This is a genomic window from Qipengyuania citrea (assembly GCF_009828015.1).
In the GTDB taxonomy this organism is placed as follows: domain Bacteria; phylum Pseudomonadota; class Alphaproteobacteria; order Sphingomonadales; family Sphingomonadaceae; genus Qipengyuania; species Qipengyuania citrea.
This window is the reverse complement of record NZ_WTYG01000002.1, coordinates 766,442-783,551: the sequence shown is the minus strand read 5'-3', so window position 1 is coordinate 783,551 and position 17,110 is coordinate 766,442. Positions and strand designations below refer to the sequence as shown.

At 66.4% G+C, this 17,110-nt stretch carries 13 protein-coding genes; 10 read left to right on the top strand and 3 right to left on the bottom strand.

The genetic code is table 11. The annotated features are described in order from the left end of the window. The first annotated feature begins 59 nt into the window (after positions 1-59). The 5 genes from GRI55_RS09300 to GRI55_RS09280 are packed head-to-tail and all read left to right on the top strand — an operon-like array spanning position 60 to position 7,658. Complete coding sequence (locus GRI55_RS09300; protein ID WP_160766924.1) at positions 60-1,445, top strand: TIGR03013 family XrtA/PEP-CTERM system glycosyltransferase; 1,386 nt, start codon at positions 60-62, stop codon at positions 1,443-1,445. Continuing rightward, positions 1,445-3,553, top strand: a complete 2,109-nt coding sequence (gene prsK / locus GRI55_RS09295) for an XrtA/PEP-CTERM system histidine kinase PrsK (RefSeq protein WP_063505805.1) — start codon at positions 1,445-1,447, stop codon at positions 3,551-3,553. Before GRI55_RS09300 ends, prsK begins: the two co-directional genes overlap by 1 nt. Continuing rightward, positions 3,553-4,920, top strand: a complete 1,368-nt coding sequence (gene prsR / locus GRI55_RS09290; protein ID WP_160766923.1) for a PEP-CTERM-box response regulator transcription factor — start codon at positions 3,553-3,555, stop codon at positions 4,918-4,920. Before prsK ends, prsR begins: the two co-directional genes overlap by 1 nt. Further along, on the top strand, positions 4,904-6,613 hold the full coding sequence (locus GRI55_RS09285) for a tetratricopeptide repeat protein (RefSeq protein ID WP_160766922.1): 1,710 nt from the start codon (positions 4,904-4,906) through the stop codon (positions 6,611-6,613). The genes prsR and GRI55_RS09285 overlap by 17 nt, the downstream gene beginning before the upstream one ends. Positions 6,614-6,653: 40 nt before the next feature. Continuing rightward, positions 6,654-7,658, top strand: coding sequence for a bile acid:sodium symporter family protein (locus GRI55_RS09280; protein WP_160766921.1), 1,005 nt, complete (start codon positions 6,654-6,656; stop codon positions 7,656-7,658). Here GRI55_RS09280 and GRI55_RS09275 read toward each other — a convergent pair. Further along, positions 7,588-8,658 carry a DUF475 domain-containing protein gene (locus GRI55_RS09275; RefSeq protein WP_063505868.1) on the bottom strand — a complete coding sequence of 357 codons (1,071 nt, stop codon included), beginning with the start codon at positions 8,656-8,658 and terminating at the stop codon, positions 7,588-7,590. The genes GRI55_RS09280 and GRI55_RS09275 overlap by 71 nt on opposite strands. 16 nt (positions 8,659-8,674) lie before the next feature. Continuing rightward, complete coding sequence (gene panB, locus GRI55_RS09270; RefSeq protein ID WP_063505867.1) at positions 8,675-9,547, bottom strand: 3-methyl-2-oxobutanoate hydroxymethyltransferase; 873 nt, start codon at positions 9,545-9,547, stop codon at positions 8,675-8,677. 127 nt (positions 9,548-9,674) lie between these two features. On the opposite strand from panB, the gene GRI55_RS09265 reads away from it, so the two are divergent. Beyond that, the gene (locus GRI55_RS09265) at positions 9,675-11,105 is read left to right on the top strand and encodes a sodium-dependent transporter (RefSeq protein ID WP_050600669.1); all 1,431 of its coding nucleotides are present in this window, start codon (positions 9,675-9,677) and stop codon (positions 11,103-11,105) included. 134 nt (positions 11,106-11,239) lie between these two features. Here the strand turns inward: GRI55_RS09265 and GRI55_RS09260 are convergent, their stop codons facing one another. Further along, positions 11,240-11,725, bottom strand: a complete 486-nt coding sequence (locus tag GRI55_RS09260; RefSeq protein WP_063513182.1) for a pyridoxamine 5'-phosphate oxidase family protein — start codon at positions 11,723-11,725, stop codon at positions 11,240-11,242. A gap of 144 nt (positions 11,726-11,869) precedes the next feature. Between GRI55_RS09260 and GRI55_RS14890 the strand changes: the two genes are divergently transcribed. The 4 genes from GRI55_RS14890 to GRI55_RS09240 all read left to right on the top strand — a co-directional run bounded on the left by GRI55_RS14890 (position 11,870) and on the right by GRI55_RS09240 (position 16,994). Then, complete coding sequence (locus GRI55_RS14890) at positions 11,870-12,652, top strand: hypothetical protein (protein ID WP_202392408.1); 783 nt, start codon at positions 11,870-11,872, stop codon at positions 12,650-12,652. Between the two features lie 83 nt (positions 12,653-12,735). Further along, on the top strand, positions 12,736-14,223 hold the full coding sequence (locus GRI55_RS09250; protein ID WP_237452488.1) for a DNA polymerase Y family protein: 1,488 nt from the start codon (positions 12,736-12,738) through the stop codon (positions 14,221-14,223). A 60-nt stretch (positions 14,224-14,283) separates the two neighbouring features. Beyond that, positions 14,284-15,528: a putative DNA modification/repair radical SAM protein gene (locus GRI55_RS09245; protein WP_063513180.1), complete on the top strand. Its 1,245-nt coding sequence runs from the start codon at positions 14,284-14,286 to the stop codon at positions 15,526-15,528. Next, a complete protein-coding gene (locus GRI55_RS09240) occupies positions 15,525-16,994 on the top strand; it encodes a UdgX family uracil-DNA binding protein (protein WP_160766919.1) in 1,470 nt (489 codons plus the stop codon). Before GRI55_RS09245 ends, GRI55_RS09240 begins: the two co-directional genes overlap by 4 nt. The last annotated feature ends 116 nt before the right edge of the window (positions 16,995-17,110 follow it).

Below are 17,110 nucleotides of genomic sequence, written 5' to 3'. Positions count from 1 at the left end.
GGTTCATTCCTGTCTGCTAGTCAAGCATCCCGACACTAACCATTGGTGAGCCGGTTCGGATGATCCGCCTGTTCAAGCATTACATTTCCTACAATGTGGTGCTGCTTTCCCTGATCGACTTCATGTTGCTGCTGCTGGCAGGCGAAGCCGCGTGGCGGCTGCGCGTGATGCAGATCGGCACGGGCGTCGGGGAAGTTTCCGATCGCGCGGTCGAAATCGGGGTTTTCGCCGGAGTCATCTGGCTGGGGATGATCGCCGTGGGCTCCTATGGCCCCGAGGCGCTGCGCTCGATCCGCTTCGCGACTGCCCGGTTGCTGGTGGCGGTCAGCCTGGGCGTGCTCACCATATCGCTGGTCAATTTCGTCCTCCCCGGTTCGGCGCTGTGGCGCTCGGTCCTGCTGTACGCGATGGGGATCGCCATCCTCGTGCTCGTGGCGAACCGGATCCTCGCAAGCCGGATGCTGGGCGCCGAGGCGTTCCGGCGGACGGTGCTGGTGCTGGGTGCAGGCGAACGCGCCAGGCGGCTCGAGCGCCTGTCGCACAGGCCCGAAAGCGGCTTCAGGATCGGTGCCTTCGTCGCGATGGGGGAAACCGCGCCGCTGATCGCCACCGCCGTGCAGCGCGAATCGATTTCCGATCTCGGCCGGTTCGCCGACCGCGTCGGTGCGACCGAGGTCGTGCTCGCGCTGCAGGAACGGCGCAATTCGCTTCCGCTGAAAGACCTGCTGCGCGTCAAGACGCAGGGCGTCCACGTCAACGACTTCTCCAGCTTTCTCGAACGTGAGCTGGGACGGGTGGATCTCGACACGCTCAACCCCAGCTGGCTGATTTTCTCCGACGGGTTTTCCGCCGGCCGGCGCTTGTCGAGCATCGGCAAGCGGACGTTCGATATCGTTGCCAGCCTGCTGCTGCTGATCGTCGGTCTGCCGCTGATCGGTATCTTTGCGGTGCTGGTGAAGCTGGAAACCGGCGGCCCGGCATTCTTCCGCCAGAAGCGCGTCGGCCTCTACGGCCAGACCTTCACGCTGATAAAGCTGCGCTCGATGCGCTTCGATGCCGAGGCGAACGGGGCGCAGTGGGCGGAGAAGGGCGATCCGCGGGTGACGCGGGTCGGACGGGTGATCCGGACCGTGCGCATCGACGAACTGCCGCAGGCCTGGAGCGTGCTCAAGGGCGAGATGAGTTTCGTCGGCCCGCGTCCCGAAGTGCCCGCCTTCGTCTCCGAACTGGAAAAGGCGCTGCCCTATTATGCGGAGCGCCATGTGGTGAAGCCGGGCATCACCGGCTGGGCGCAGATCAACTACCCCTATGGCGCCAACACCGAAGACGCGCGCCACAAGCTCGAATACGATCTCTATTACGCCAAGAATTACACGCCGTTTCTCGACCTTTTGATCCTGTTGCAGACCGCGCGGGTCATCCTCTGGCCGGACGGTGCGCGGTGATGGGTCTCGTCGGCAGCCTGTCCTATGTCGCCTACACGATCGGGGCGATCGTCTGCGCGCTTGCGGCGATCTGGATCGGGCGCAAGGGCGATCCCGCGCGTGGCGACCGCACACCCGCGATCGTCGCTGTGGCGCTGACTGCCAACTGGTGCTTCGCCGCGGCTAGCTTCGAGCCGGGCCGGCCGATTGTCGAGCTCACCGAGATCGCCCGCAATCTCGCGTGGTTGTTCGTCCTGTTCCGCCTGTTCAGCAACGATGGCCGCGACGAGACCTTGCGGCTGGTGCGACCGGTGGTGGTCGCGCTGGTGCTGGTCGAGGTCATGCAATTCCTCTTGCTGCTCATCGCCCGGCGCTATGCGGTCACGCCCGAGCTTGCGCTGCTGACATTCGATACCGCGGCGCTGTTCCGCGTGATGGTGGCGGTCGGCGCGCTGGTGCTGCTCCACAATCTCTATGCCGGTGCCGCCGCGACCTCGCGCGAGATCCTGCGATGGAGCGTTGCTGCCCTGGCGGGGCTGTGGGCGTTCGACCTCAACTATTTCACCATCGCCTACATCATGGGATCGCCGCCGGGCGAGCTGGCCGTCCTGCGCGGACTGGCGGCAGCCATCTTCGCCGTACCCTTCGCGATCGGCTTCACGCGCAATTCTTCCGAACTCGCCTTCAGCCCGTCGCGCGCGGTCACCTTCCGCTTCCTCTCGCTGCTGCTGATCGGGGGGTATCTTGCAGTGATGCTGGGCATCGCGCGCTGGCTCAACATGCTCAGCGGCGATCTGGCCCGGCTGACACAGGTGGGCCTGATCATCGCGGCGGGTGCGCTGGCGTTGATCTGGCTGCCTTCGGACCGCCTGCGCGGCTGGTTGCGGGTCACCGCGGTCAAGCACCTGTTCAAGCACCGGTACGACTACCGCACCGAGTGGATCCGCTTTACCGACACGATCGGCACCACCGGGTTCGACAACATCACCCTGCAGGAGCGTACGGTCAAAGCGCTGGCCGATATCACCGACAGCCCGTCTGGCCTGCTGCTGGTGCCGGGCGACGAGGGGGACCTCGAACTCGCGGCCAACTGGCGCTGGCCGGGACGCAACCTGCCCACCACGGCAGCCCCCGAGGCGCTGGCGAAACTGCTCGAGGACAGCGAGCTGATCCTCGATTTCGACGAACTGCGGGCGGGCATCGACCATCACGGCGAACTGGCGCATATTCCGCAGTGGCTGCGGCACGACCGATCGGCGTGGGCGGCCGTCCCGCTGATGCATTTCGACCGCCTCGTCGGCCTCGTCATCCTCGCGCGGCCGCTGGTGGCGCGCAAGCTCGACTGGGAAGACTTCGACCTCCTCGCGGTCGTGGGACGCCAGCTGGCCAGCTATCTGGCCGAACAGGCCAGCCAGACCGCCCTGCTCGAGGCGGGCCGGTTCGAGGAATTCAACCATCGCATGGCCTTCGTCATGCACGACATCAAGAACCTCTCCAGCCAGATGTCGCTGCTGCTGCGCAATGCCGAGAAACACGCCGACAAGCCAGAGTTCCGCGAGGACATGCTCGTCACGCTGCGCAACAGCGCCGACAAGCTCAACGCGCTGCTCAGCCGGCTGGGCCGCTATGGCGGGGGGACGTCTGAAGCGGTCCGCCGCTTCGATCTGGCAGTCGCTGCGCGGCGCACGGTTGAGCAGCTGAGCCAGTTTCACCCGGTCGCCGTCCTGCGGTCCGAGCCGGTCGCCGTCGAAGGCAATCCCGAAGCCTTCGACCAGGCGCTGGTCCATCTGGTCCAGAACGCGATCGATGCCAGCGATACCAACAGTTCGGTGATGGTCGAGGTGTATAGCGACGGCATGTCGGGCAAGGTCACCGTGATCGACAACGGCCATGGCATGTCGCCGCAATTCATTCGCAACAGCCTGTTCAAGCCGTTCGTGTCTTCGAAGAATGGCGGGTTCGGGATCGGTGCCTTCGAAGCGCGCGAACTGATCCGTTCGATGGGCGGCAGGGTCGACGTCGAATCGCGTGAAGGGCTCGGCACCCGCTTTACGATCAGCCTGCCGATACAGGCGGCCAGTTCGCTGATCAGGCGCAGCAATTCCGCAGACAACAACGAGGTCGCATAATGGCGGAAAGAAAGCCGAAACTGCTCATCGTCGAGGATGACGAAGGGCTCCAGGCCCAGCTCAAATGGGCCTATGAGGATTTCGACGTGATTCTGGCGGATACGCGAGAAACCGCCGTGGCAGCGGTGCGGGCGGAAGAACCCGCGGTGGTCACGCTCGATCTCGGCCTGCCGCCGGATCCCGACGGAACCAGCGAAGGGTTCGCGGTGCTCGAGGCGATCATGGCGATCAAGCCCGATACGAAGGTGATCGTCGCCTCGGGCCACGGCGCGCGCGAAAGCGCGCTGCGCGCGGTCGAGGAAGGCGCCTACGATTTCTACCAGAAGCCGGTCGATATCGACACGCTCGGGCTGATCGTCCAGCGCGCCTACCGGCTGCACCAGATAGAGAGCGAAAACCGCCGTCTGGCCGAACAGATCGGTGACGAGCGCACAGTGCTCGGTTCGATGATCACGGCCGCGCCCGAAATGGCCAAGGTCGCGCGCACCATCGAACGCGTGGCGCCGACCAATGTGTCGGTGATGCTGCTCGGCGCGAGCGGTACGGGCAAGGAGCTGCTGGCGCGCGGCGTCCACGATTGCAGCGTTCGCAAGGACGGTTCCTTCGTCGCGATCAATTGCGCGGCAATCCCGGAAAACCTGCTCGAAAGCGAGCTGTTCGGGCACGAGAAGGGCGCTTTTACCGGCGCGGTGAAGACGACGCCGGGCAAGATCGAACTGGCCGATGGGGGCACGCTGTTCCTCGACGAGGTGGGCGATATTCCCTTGCCCTTGCAGGTCAAACTGCTGCGCTTCCTGCAGGAACGCACGATCGAACGCGTCGGGGGCCGCAAGGCTATTTCGGTCGACACGCGGATCGTCTGCGCCACGCACCAGGATTTGGAGGCGATGATCGGCGCGGGCACCTTCCGCGAAGACCTGTTCTATCGGCTTGCCGAAATCGTGGTGAAGGTGCCTCCGCTGTCCGAACGGCCCGGCGATGCGGTGCTGCTGGCGAAGCATTTCCTGACCCGGCTGGCGAAGGAAATGAACCCGCAGGTCAAGGGGTTCGCGCCCGATGCGCTCGCCGCGATCGACAGCTGGGCCTGGCCGGGGAATGTCCGCGAACTGGAGAACCGCGTGAAGCGCGCGGTGATCATGGCCGACAGCAAGCTCGTGACCGCCGAAGATCTCGACCTGACGCAAAGCGCGGCAGACGGCGCGGATATCGCGCTCAACCTGAAGGCGGCGCGCGAACAGGCTGATCGCCGGATGATCCGCCAGGCGCTGGCGCGCAGCGAGGGCAACATCTCGAACACCGCCAAGCTGCTGGGGATCAGCCGGCCGACGCTCTACGACCTGCTCAAGCAGTATGATCTGCACGCGTGACCTGGCGCTCCTGGCGGGACTCGTCCTGGCAGCGCCGGGCCTTACCGCCTGCGATGGCCCGGTGGAGGATCCGTCCGGGACGGGCGCCGCTGAGCCGACGCAGGCCGCGCAGCAGCGGGCCGACATCGCGGCAATGCACGGCGAACGGGCATTGCTCGCAGGCGACCTCGCGCTGGCACGCGCCTGGCTCGAGCCGGGCGAGTTTTCTGCGGAGACCCGCGCCGAGGGGTTCCGGAGCCTCGGCCGGCTCGAAATGGCGCAGGGGAACCTTCCGGCTGCCGGCGCGGCTTTCGACCAGTCCTATCGCGCCGATCCCGCCAGTGCGGGACTGTGGGTCGATATCGGCCGGCTGCGCTATGCCGGGGGCGAACAGGCGCAGGCACTCGAGGCGGTCGACCGCGCGCTGGCAATCGATCCCGCGCATGCCGAAGCGCTGCGCTTTCGCGGCCAGCTGGCCCGCGATGCGCAGGGCCTCGCAACCGGTGCGGAGTGGTTTGCCCGTGCGCTGGAGCTGCACCCGCAGAACCGGGAACTGCGGCTCGATCTCGCCGCAACGCTGAGCGATGCGGGGCGCGCGCAAGACGCGCTGGCGGTTCTGCGGGGCGGGGACGGGACTGCCGCGGCGGCGCCCCGGGGACTGTTCGTCCAGGCGGTCATTGCCGCGCGGGGCGGCGATGTCGCGCTGGCCCGCGATCTGCTGGAACGCTCGGGTCTGGCGAAGGACGGGGTCGCTTCGGCGCAATTGCTGTCGGCGCTGATCGACCTGCAGCAGGAAAACTACGCGATCGCCGCCGTGACGCTCGATCGGCTGTATTCCCGCCAACCCGACAACCGCCGGATTCGCGATTTACTGGCCTTTGCCCTGTCGCGCAGCGCTGGCGAGCGCGAGCTGGTCCGCCGGTTTGCCGGTATCGTGGCCGACGATCCCGCATCGGCCTATCTGCGCACATTGATCGGCCGCGCTTACGAGGCGCTGGGCGACCGCGCCCGCGCTGCGCGGTTCCTCGATCAGCCGGCGATTGCATCGGGCCAGCTGACCGCGCTGCCGAGCCTTTCGCCGGTACGGATTGCGCCGACGTCGCAAGCGACCGGGGCACTGCAGCTCAGGGATCAGGTGCGCCATGCCATCGTCGCGGGCGACGGTGAGGCGGCAGTGACGCGCGCAGCCGAACTGGCGCGCCGCTTTCCCGGCTCGGCCGATGCGCAGGCGGTTCTGGGCGATGCAAGCTTTGCCGTGGGGGACAAGCCCGCCGCGCGCGCCGCCTATGGTCGCGCCGCCCGGATCCGCCTGGGGTGGCCGCTCGCTCTGCGGCTGGCGCGAGCGCAGGACGATGTGCCACGCGCGCAGAGGATGCTCGCCGACTATGTCCGGCAGAACCCGATGAACGGCGAGGCGGCGGCTGCACTGGCCGATAGCTACGCCACGCAAGGCGATTGGCCGCGCGCGGTCGGCCTGCTCGATCACGCGCTCGATCTCGGCATGGGCCGCGTGCCGTGGGTGCTCGCCGCGCGCAGCGTCGGGGCGCGGCAGCTGGGCGACGCGGACGAGGCAATGAGCTATGCGCTCGCCGCGCACGAACTCGAACCGATGAACCCGCTGGCGATCTCCGCGCTGCTTGCAGCCATGCCCGATGACGGGAGCGCCGCGCGCGCCGAATTGGAAGCCAAGCTGCGCTCGCTGCAATCGCGCTGACCCGCTCGACAAGCGTTTCGCCGGCAGGCAGGGCAGGGCGATGAGTTTCAGAACCGTATTGACCGACCCGATGCTGCGCATGCTGGTGGCGGCGATCGCCGTCGCTGCGCTGCTGCCCGCCACCGGTGATGCGCGCGGCTGGGCGCAGATGGTGGCAAATGCCGCAATTTTCGTTCTCTTCCTGCTCAACGGCATGCGGATCGCCCGGCGAGATATCGTCGCCGGTTTCGCGAACTGGCGTTTCCTCGTCCCGCTGGTGTTGTGGGTGTTCGGGGCGATGGCGCTGGTCGGGCTGGCGCTCGCCTCGATCGGACAGGGATTACTGGCGCCGTCGGTCGCGCTGGGGTTCCTGTATCTGGGAACGCTGCCTTCCACCGTCCAATCGGCAACCTCTTACAGCTCGCTTGCTGGGGGCAATGTGGCGCTGTCGGTCGTCGGCGCGGCACTGCTCAACATCCTGGGCGTGTTCGTCACGGTGCCGCTGTTCCTCGCGCTGGGCGGCAGCGGCAGCGGGGCGGTGGGGATGGAAGTGATCGGCAAGATCATGCTGCTGCTGATCCTGCCCTTCGCCATTGGGCAGGCCGTGCAGGGCTGTACCTCGGGCTTCATCGCGCAGCACAAGCCGAAGATCGCCTGGATCGACCGCTTCGCCATTTCGGCGGCTGTCTATGTCGCATTCTCGGGTGCGGTTGAGCAGGGCATCTGGTCGCGCGTCGCGGGCATCGACTGGGCGGTAATCGGCGCGCTGGTCGCCGCCTTCCTGCTGGCGGGCAATCTGGGCGCATGGCTGGCGGGCGGCGCGCTCCGCCTCCAGCGGGCCGATCGCATCGCCTTCCTGTTCGCCGGGGCGCAGAAAAGCGCGGCGGTGGGTGCGCCGCTGGCGACGATCCTGTTTCCGCCCGAAGAGGCCGGCTTCCTGGTGATCGCGCTGCTGCTGTACCACTTCTTCCAGCTGGTGGTCGCCGCGCCGATCGCTAGTCGGCTGGCGTCGTCACCGCATCGGCCGGAAAGCGCCGGTTATGGCGCACCGACCACCAGAAGCTGAGACCGATCAGCACCGCGCCCAGCAGCCCGGTGATCGTTTCGGGAATGTGATAGCGCGCCGACAGCAGCATGATCACGCCCAGCACGATGATCGCCCAGAAGGCCCCGTGTTCAAGATAGCGATACTGCGCCAGCGTGCCGGTCCGCACGAGGTGGATCGTCATCGAACGTACGAACATTGCCCCGACCGACAGGCCCAGCGCGATGATCACCATGTTGTTCGACAGCGCGAAGGCCCCGATCACGCCGTCGAAGCTGAAGCTTGCGTCGAGCACTTCGAGATAGAGGAACCCGCCGAGACCGGACTTCACGATCTGGCCGGCCGCCTTCTTGGCCGCTTCGCGTTCCTCAATGATCGCGGCGATCGCGTGGACGGCGATGAAGGTCACCAGGCCGAGAACTGCGGCAGTGAGGAAGGTGATCTTGTCGGCCGGAACGAGCAGGGTGGAAACCCAATAGACGAGTACGAGCACCAGCCCGATCTCGACTGCGGGCACATTCGAGAATTTGTTGATCGCCTTCTCGATCGCGGCGATCCAGTGCACTTCCTTGTCGTTGTCGAAGAAGAAGGTCAGCCCGACCATCGCCAGGAAGGCGCCGCCGAAGCCGGCGATGCCGATATGCGCTTCGGAGACGATCCGTTCGTATTCCGCCGGATTGTTGAGCGATAGCGAAACCGCCTCGAGCGGCCCGACGCGCGCAGCGATGGCAACGATCGCGATCGGGAACACGATCCGCATGCCGAACACGGCGATCAGGATGCCGATGGTCAGAAACCGCTGTTGCCAGACCGGGTCCATGTCGCGCAGCACGGTGGCGTTGACCACCGCATTGTCGAAGCTCAGCGACACTTCGAGAATCGACAGCACTACAACGATCCAGAGGATGCCGAGCGTGGCGGTGATCGATCCCGTGCTCGACCAGCCATACCATGCGGCCAGCGCGAAGCAGACTGCGGTGAAGCCGAACGAAAACGTGTAGTAATTGCGGATTGTTTCCATGGTCTGCGCCCGGTTGTCAGCTCTTCGGCTGATAGGTCTGGTCGGGAGTGGGGAAGCTGCGGCCCCGCACTTCCTCGGCATATTGCGCCACGGTCGTTTCGATGACCCCGGCGATGTCGGCATACTTCTTCACGAAGCGCGGGACCCTCTCGAACATGCCCAGCATGTCCTCGGTCACCAGCACCTGCCCGTCGCATTGCGCCGAGGCGCCGATGCCGATGGTGGGGCACGACACTGCACCGGTCGCCTCGATGGCGATGGGTTCGAGTACCCCTTCGAGCACGATGGCAAAGGCGCCCGCCTCGTCGAGGGCGCGCGCATCGCCGACGATCTTCTCCGCCTCGGCGTCGCTGCGGCCGCGCGCAGCATAGCCGCCCAGCACATTCACCGCCTGCGGGGTGAGCCCGACATGGCCCATCACCGGGATGCCGCGCTGGTTGAGGAAACTGACCGTTTCCGCCATCTGCGCGCCGCCTTCGAGCTTGACCGCGGCCGCGCCCGATTGCTTGAGCAGGAAGGTCGCGCTTTCGAAGGCCTGCTGGGGCGACTGTTCGTACGACCCGAAAGGCATGTCGACCACGACCACCGAATGATAGCTGCCGCGCACGACCGCCGCGGCGTGGGTGGCCATCATGTCGAGCGTGACGGGGATGGTGGTGGGCAGGCCGTAGATCACCTGCGCCAGCGAATCCCCGACCAGCAGCATATCGCAATGCGCATCGAGCAATTGCGCCTGCCGCGCGGTGTAAGCGGTCAGCATCACCAGTGGCTTGGCGGTTTCCCCATCGGCCTTGTGCGCACGGATTTTCGGGACCGTCAGCCGCTTCATCGGCTGGGGAGTGGGGTTGGCCCTGCTGGTGCTGGTATCGAGCTGGAAGGTGGTGGACATGGGCACCCACTAGCAAGCACGGGAACGATGGCAAAGCGAAGCTTGGATTCTCGCAAGATTGTGTGTTTAAGGGCGGGCATGTGAGGCGCGGCCGGGATCGCCGCGGTTTGAGAGGAACAATCTGAACATGGTCGCCACCACGAGTTCGACGGGCGAAGGCTGGTCCTCGCGCACGGCATTCATCCTTGCCGCGGTGGGGGCCGCGGTCGGGCTGGGCAATATCTGGCGGTTTCCGACGCTGGCGGGCGAGAGCGGGGGCGGCGCATTCGTCATCGTCTACATCGCCTGCGTGTTCCTGCTCGGCCTGCCGCTGGTATTGTCGGAGATATTCATCGGACGCGTGGGCCAGACCGACGCGATCGGCTCGATTCGCCGGGTGGCGGCGCAGTCGCAGGCGAGCCCGGGATGGTCGGTGTTCGGTGCGGTCGGCGCGCTCGCCGCCTTCCTGATCGTGGCGTTCTATTCGGTGGTTGCCGGCTGGGTGCTGTATTACGTCGGCGTGATGGGCAGCGACCTCGCGCAGGCCATAATGGCAGGCGATCCGTTCCGCGGCGCGCTGGCGGGGGAAAGCCGCGAACAGATCCAGCAGCGGCTGGGCGACATGTTCGCCAATCCCGGTCTGCTCCTGGCAGTGCATTTCCTGTTCATGGGACTGACGCTCTACATCGTTGCGCGCGGCGTCAGCTCGGGCATCGAGAAGGCCGCCACCTACCTTATGCCGGTGTTCTTCGTCCTGCTTGTCGGGCTGGTGATCTATGGCGCGATCGAAGGCGACATCGGCGACGCGGCGGCGTTCCTGTTCACCCCCGACTGGTCGAAACTTACCCCCGAAGTCATGAACTCGGCGCTTGGCCAGGCGCTGTTCTCGCTCTCGCTCGGCGTGGCCGGGCTGATCACTTACGGCTCCTATATCAAGGAAGGCAGCGCGCTCGGCCCGACGGCCGCGATCATCGCGATCGCCGATACCTGCGTGGCGCTGCTTGCCGGTCTGATGATCTTCCCGATCGTCTTCGCAGTCGGGCTCGATCCCGCTGCCGGTCCGACGCTGGTGTTCCAGACGCTGCCCTTCGCCTTCCAGACGATGCCCGGCGGGGCGCTGTTCGGCCTGCTGTTCTTCCTGCTGATCCTGGTCGCCGCGGTCACCAGCTCGATTTCGCTGCTCGAAGTGCCGACCGCCTACGGGATCGGCGAGCGCGGCTGGAGCCGGCCCAAGTCGGCCCTGATCTTCGGCGGCGGTGCGTTCCTGATCGGGATCGCCTGTCTGCTGGGCTACAACGTGTGGTCCGATGTCCGCCCGCTGGGCTTCTGGGACCTGTTCGCGGATACCGATATCCTCGACACGGTCGATGGCTTCACAGGCAAGGTCATGCTGCCCGTCGGGGCGCTGCTGACGTCGATATTTATCGGCTGGAAGGCGGATACGAACTTGCTGCGTACGACCACCGGCCTGTCGCCCTTGGCGTTCGGAATCTGGCGTTTCCTGCTGGCGTGGCTGTGCCCGCTGGCCGTGGCGATCATCCTGGTCACCGGGCTGTTCCCCGCCATTCTCGGCGGCTGAGCGCAGCGCCGCCAGCGGCGGAACCGGGACCGCGCCATTGCGCCGAGCGAACGGGATAGCCGACAAGCAATGCCGGACATGAAAAGGGCCGCCCCCATGTGGGAGCGGCCCTTTGTTTGCCCGGAGGCGAAATCCTAGAGGTCGACGCTCTTCGCGTGCTTTTCTTCGGCTTCGTCGACCACGGTCTTGCCCAGCGCCATCTTGGCAGTGGTGAGCAGGCCCAGGTCGCCGTTCCAGATTTCGGCATCACCGAGATCCATGCGCAGGAACAGGATGTTGGGATCGTCCTTGCCGCCTTCGTACCAGGCTTCGACGAAATTGTTCCAGAACTGGTCGAACCGCTCCTTGCTGGTCTCGCGGGTCAGCGTGCCATCGAAGCGCGCAAAGACCTCGTGGCCCTTGCTCTCGAAAGTGGCCGTCGCGCGGCCGAGCTTGGCAAAATCGCTCTTGGTATGCGTGAAGAACCAGATGGAACTGTTCGCATCCTTGTCGAGCTGCGGGCTCATCGGCACTGCGGTAGAGCTCTGGCCGTCGAGCTGGAGGAAAAGGAAGGGCGAATCTGCCAGTGCCTTCCAGAACTGTTCCTTGAGTTCGTCGGGGTTCCCTGCGGCGTGTTTCATGGTGTCTCCTTGAGTTGGATTTACCCGATCAATGTACGAGCGCGCGGTTCGGTCCCGGATCGTGTGATTGGGGGATGACTGGGTCCGCCGAATTGCGAATCGCTCCGATATGGAACATAAAAGGAACAAACGAGTCGTTCCGTCATGTCCCAGCCCGATCCTGTCTCCTTGCCGTTCACGGCCTTTACCGATGTTGCCGCGCTGTCCGCACGGCGCAGCACGCGGTGGCGCCCCGGGTTGGCGGCACATCAGGGTCTGGCGCTGCACAACGAGGTCTTCGCCTCCACGCGCGAGAGTGCGGGCTGCGCCGCCGCGTTGGCGCTGGCGCTCGATGATGCCCGCTGCCTGCCGCGCGAAGCCGGGGACGAAGCGCAGGACCGGCGCAGCGTGCTGTGGGTCCAGACGCGCGAGGCCGCGCGGCGGGTGGGTCGGCCCTATCGCGCCGGCCTGCCACAGACCCTGCAGGGGAGGGTGATCCATGTCCTGGCGGAAAAGGCGGAAGATGCGCTCTTTGCACTGGAAGAAGGATTGCGCTGCCGCGATCTGGCCTTCGTGCTGGGAGAGATTGCTGGCAATCCGAAGGCGCTCGATTTCACTGCCTCGCGCCGGTTGACGCTGGCGAGCGAAAGGCACGGGGTGCCCTTGTTCCTCGTGCGGCTCGATGCCGCGCGCGACCTGTCTTCGGCACGCATGCGCTGGGAAGTCGCCTCGGCCCCGTCGCCTGCGCCGCACTGGAACCAGCGGGCCCCCGGTACGCCCCGCTGGCGGGCGGAGCTGTTCCGCGCGCGCGCGCATGCGCCGGGCGAATGGGTGCTGGGCGAGGAGCAGGGCGGGCTGATGGCCCGCAAGCCGGACGAAGAAACCGGAGAGGCGGCGGCGAACTGGGCGGCCGGGTTGCGCTTGCGCCATCCGCTGCGCCGGGCGTGAGCCCGCAGGAGGCGGGATCATCGCGGTCCCGCCGCATCCTGTCGATCTGGCTGCCCGCGCTGGCGATCGACCGCTGGCGCGTGATGGCGGACGAGCACAGCCGCGTGCTGGACAGGGGGCCGCTGGTGCTGATCGCCGACACGGCGCACGGCCCGCGGATCGAGGCGGTCAACCGTGCGGGGGCCGCTGCCGGCGCGCACAAGGGCATGATGCTCGCCGATGCGCGTACGCTCTGCCCCGAAATCGCCACCGCGCCCAGCGATCCGGCGGGCGATCTCGGCTTTCTCGAGACCCTGGCAATCTGGGCGCAGCGCTGGGGGCCGTGGTCCGCGCTCGACCCGCCCGACGGGCTGCTGGTCGATGTGACCGCGGTGGCGCATCTCTTCGGCGGCGAGAACCGGCTGCTTGCCGATGTGCAGCAGGCCTTTGCCCAGCGACAGCTGGCGGTTCGCACGGCGATTGCGCCCACCGCCGGGGCCGCCTGGGCGCTGGCGCATCATGGCCGCGACGGGGCTATCGTCGAGGGGGCCGAAGCGATCGAACGCGCCCTGTCCGATCTGCCTGTGGCCGCGCTGCGGCTCGACCAGGATGTGGTGACCGTGTTGCGCCGGCTGGGGCTCAAGCGGCTGGGCGAGATCGCGACCCTGGGGCGCGATGCGATCCAGCGCCGTTTCCGCAACCGCAAGTCGCCTGCCGCCAACCCGCTGGTCCGGCTGGACCAGCTGCTCGGCCGCGTGCCCGAACCGCTGCTGCCCGTGGTTCCGCAGCAGGTGCCGCTGGTCCAGCGGCGCTTGCTCGAACCGATCCGCCATCGCCAGTTGCTCGATACGGTGGTCACCGATCTTGCCGGGGACATGGCGCGCGAGCTCGAGGGGCGGGGGCAGGGTGCCCGGCGCCTCGAACTGGGGTTGTGGCGCGTCGATGGCGAAGTGGTGGTTCGCCGGCTCGAACTGGCGGCCGCGACACGCGATCCGGCGCATATCGTCCGGCTGTTCGCGGCACGGCTCGACGATGTGGATGCCGGGTTCGGGATCGAGATGCTGCGCCTGCGGGCCAGCTGGGCGGAACCGCTGGCACTTGCCCAGGACGATATCGAGACCGCGGCGGAAACCCACGGCACGTCGCTGGCGGCCTGTATCGACCGGCTGACCGTTCGTCTCGGAGCGCAGGCGGTTACGCGCCCCGTGCCCTTTGCCAGCCATATTCCCGAGCGCGCGCAGTGCTGGCAGCCGCCGCTCGAACCCGAGGCATCCTCGCAAGGGCAGCTCGCTTTCCATGCGCGCCCGCTCAAGCTGCTCGACAGTCCCGAAAGCATTGCCGTGCTCTATGCGACGCCCGATGGCTATCCGCAGCGGTTTCGCTGGCGCGGGCAAGTGCACGAGGTGGCGCGGGTTGAAGGGCCCGAACGCATCGCGCCCGAATGGTGGCGCGAACGCGGCGGCGCGCGGCTGCGCGACTATTACCGGATCGAGGACGAAGCCGGCCGGCGGTACTGGATCTACCGCCTGGGTATCATCGGCGATGGCCGGGGCGGCCCTCCCGACTGGTACCTGCACGGTTTGTGCGCCTGAAACCGCCTCGATGCATCATTCGACATTGGCAGGGGGCTGCGTGGAACATATATAGAACGAATGGCTACGCAAACCGTCCTTCAGAAGCTCGAGATTCTCGCCGATGCGGCAAAATACGACGCTTCCTGCGCGTCCTCGGGCACGGCCAAACGCACCAGCATGGGCGGCAAGGGAATCGGTTCGACCGAGGGGATGGGCATCTGTCACGCCTACGCACCCGATGGCCGCTGTATCTCGCTGCTCAAGATCCTGCTGACCAATCACTGCGTGTTCGACTGCCATTACTGCGTCAACCGCAAGAGTTCGAACGTCGCGCGGGCGCGGTTCACGCCGCAGGAGGTGGTCGACCTCACGCTGTCCTTCTACCGGCGCAATTATATCGAGGGGCTGTTCCTGTCCTCGGGCATCGTGAAGAACTCGAACCACACGATGGAACAGCTAGTGGAAGTCGCCCGTATCCTGCGGGAAGAACACGATTTTCGCGGGTATATCCATCTCAAGACCATTCCCGAGGCCGATGCCGAGATCGTCCACCAAGCGGGGCTTTATGCCGACCGTGTATCGATCAATGTCGAGCTGCCGACCGACAGCGGGCTCACCCGGCTCGCGCCTGACAAGGATGCGCGGCAGATCGAAGGCGCGATGGGCCGGGTCAAGAGCGACATAAGCGAACTGAAAGACGCCAGAAAGCGCTTCAAGCACGCGCCGCGCTTCGCCCCCGCGGGCCAGTCGACGCAGATGATCGTCGGGGCCGATGCCGCGACCGATGCGGACATCGTCGGCAAGGCGAGCCGGCTGTATGACAATTTCCGCCTGCGCCGCGTCTATTACAGCGCCTTCTCGCCGATCCCCGATGCCAGCGCGGTGCTGCCGCTGAAACGCCCGCCGCTGATCCGCGAACACCGGCTTTACCAGTCCGACTGGCTGATGCGGTTCTACGGCTACAAGCCGGTCGAAGTGATGCAGGCGACCGAGGCCGACGGCAACCTGCCGCTCGACATCGATCCCAAGCTCGCCTGGGCGCTCAAATTCCGCGAACAGTTCCCGGTCGATGTCAACCGCGCCACCAAGGAACAATTGCTGCGCGTCCCCGGGCTGGGGGTGAAAGCGGTGGGCAAGATCCTCGCCAGCCGCCGCCATCGCAATCTGCGGCTTGACGATGTGGCCCGGTTGACGCTGTCGGTGACCAAGGTGCGGCCCTTTATCTGCACCGTCGACTGGCGGCCCGTCATGCTGACCGACCGTGCCGACCTGCGCAGCCTGCTCGCGCCCAAGACCGAGCAGTTGGAGCTGTTCACCGCATGAGCGCTCTCCAGCATCTGCAAGCTGACACCTACCATGTGGTGCACCTGCCCGAGCCGGACGATTTCGAGTTCTGGCGCGAGCAGGCCCGCACGCTGGTGCAATGCGACGTCCCGCCCGATCGTATCGCCTGGGTCGAGCCGGGCGGCAATGGCGACCTGTTCGCGGCCGCACCGGCTGCGGAAAGCGAACGGGGCATGCCCGTCCCGCCCGCCGATGCGCGGCTGGTGCGCGCGAACAAGCGCTTCGTGACGCTGGCGCGTAATGCGATCCTCCATTCCGACCCCGAGCGGTTCGCGCTGCTCTATCGCCTGCTGTGGCGGTTGCAGGCGAACGGGCGGATCATGGAGGACAAGGCCGATCCCGATGTGCGCCGGGTGGAGGAGCTGGCCAAGAATGTCCGCCGCGACAGCCACAAGATGCATGCCTTCGTCCGCTTCCGGCTGGTGGAGGACGAAGATGGGGAAGGCGGCGAGCATTACGTCGCCTGGTTCGAACCCGATCACCATATCCTGCGCGCCAATGCGGGCTTCTTCATGCGGCGCTTTGCGAACATGCGCTGGTCGATCCTGACCCCGCGCGGTTCGCTGCACTGGGACGGGACGACCATGTCCGAAGGCCCGCCGGCCGAGCGGTCCGATGCGCCCGAAGGGGATCCGACAGAGGATCTGTGGCGCAGCTACTACGCCTCGATCTTCAATCCCGCGCGGCTGAAGATCGGCGCGATGCTCAAGGAAATGCCCAAGAAATACTGGAAGAACATGCCCGAAGCCGCGCTCATCCCCGAACTGGTGGCGGGCGCGCAGAACCGCGAGGCGCAGATGGTCGACAAGGGCAAGTCGCTGTTCGCGGACGGGCTGGAGGACCGGCCCGATACGCTGGCGGCGATCGACAAGGCGATCCATGCCTGCCGCAAATGCCCGATCGGCCAGCTCGACAACCATGCGGTGATGGGCGAGGGGCCGGATGATGCCGCACTCATGATCGTGGGCGAACAGCCGGGCGACCAGGAAGACCAGGCGGGGCGGCCCTTCGTCGGTCCCGCCGGGCAATTGCTCGACGTGCATCTGGAAAAGGCCGGGATCGACCGGCGCGGCGCCTATGTCACCAATACGGTGAAGCATTTCAAATATGTCCAGCGCGGCAAGCGGCGGCTGCACCAGAATCCGGGCGCAAAGGAAATCGACACCTGCCGCTGGTGGATCGAAAGCGAACGCGCGATCGTGCAGCCAAAACTGGTGCTGGCCATGGGGGCCAGTGCGGCGCGCGGGATGCTGGGCAAGACGGTCAGCATCACGAAGGCACGGGGCCGCCCCATCCCGCTCGAGGATGGCAGCGAATTGTGGGTTACCGCGCATCCGTCCTATCTGCTGCGGCTCGATGGGCCCGCGCGGGAGGAACAGGCACGCCTGTTCGATGCCGACCTTGCCGCGGTGCGCACACGGCTCGCGGAACTAGCCGCGCCATGATGCCCTCAACTTCTCTCGTCACCCCCGCGAAGGCGGGGGTCCAGCCAAGCTTTCGCCCAGCGGCGCAGGTGGATGGATCCCTGCCTTCGCAGCGATGACGGCGGTCCTGCGGCCTA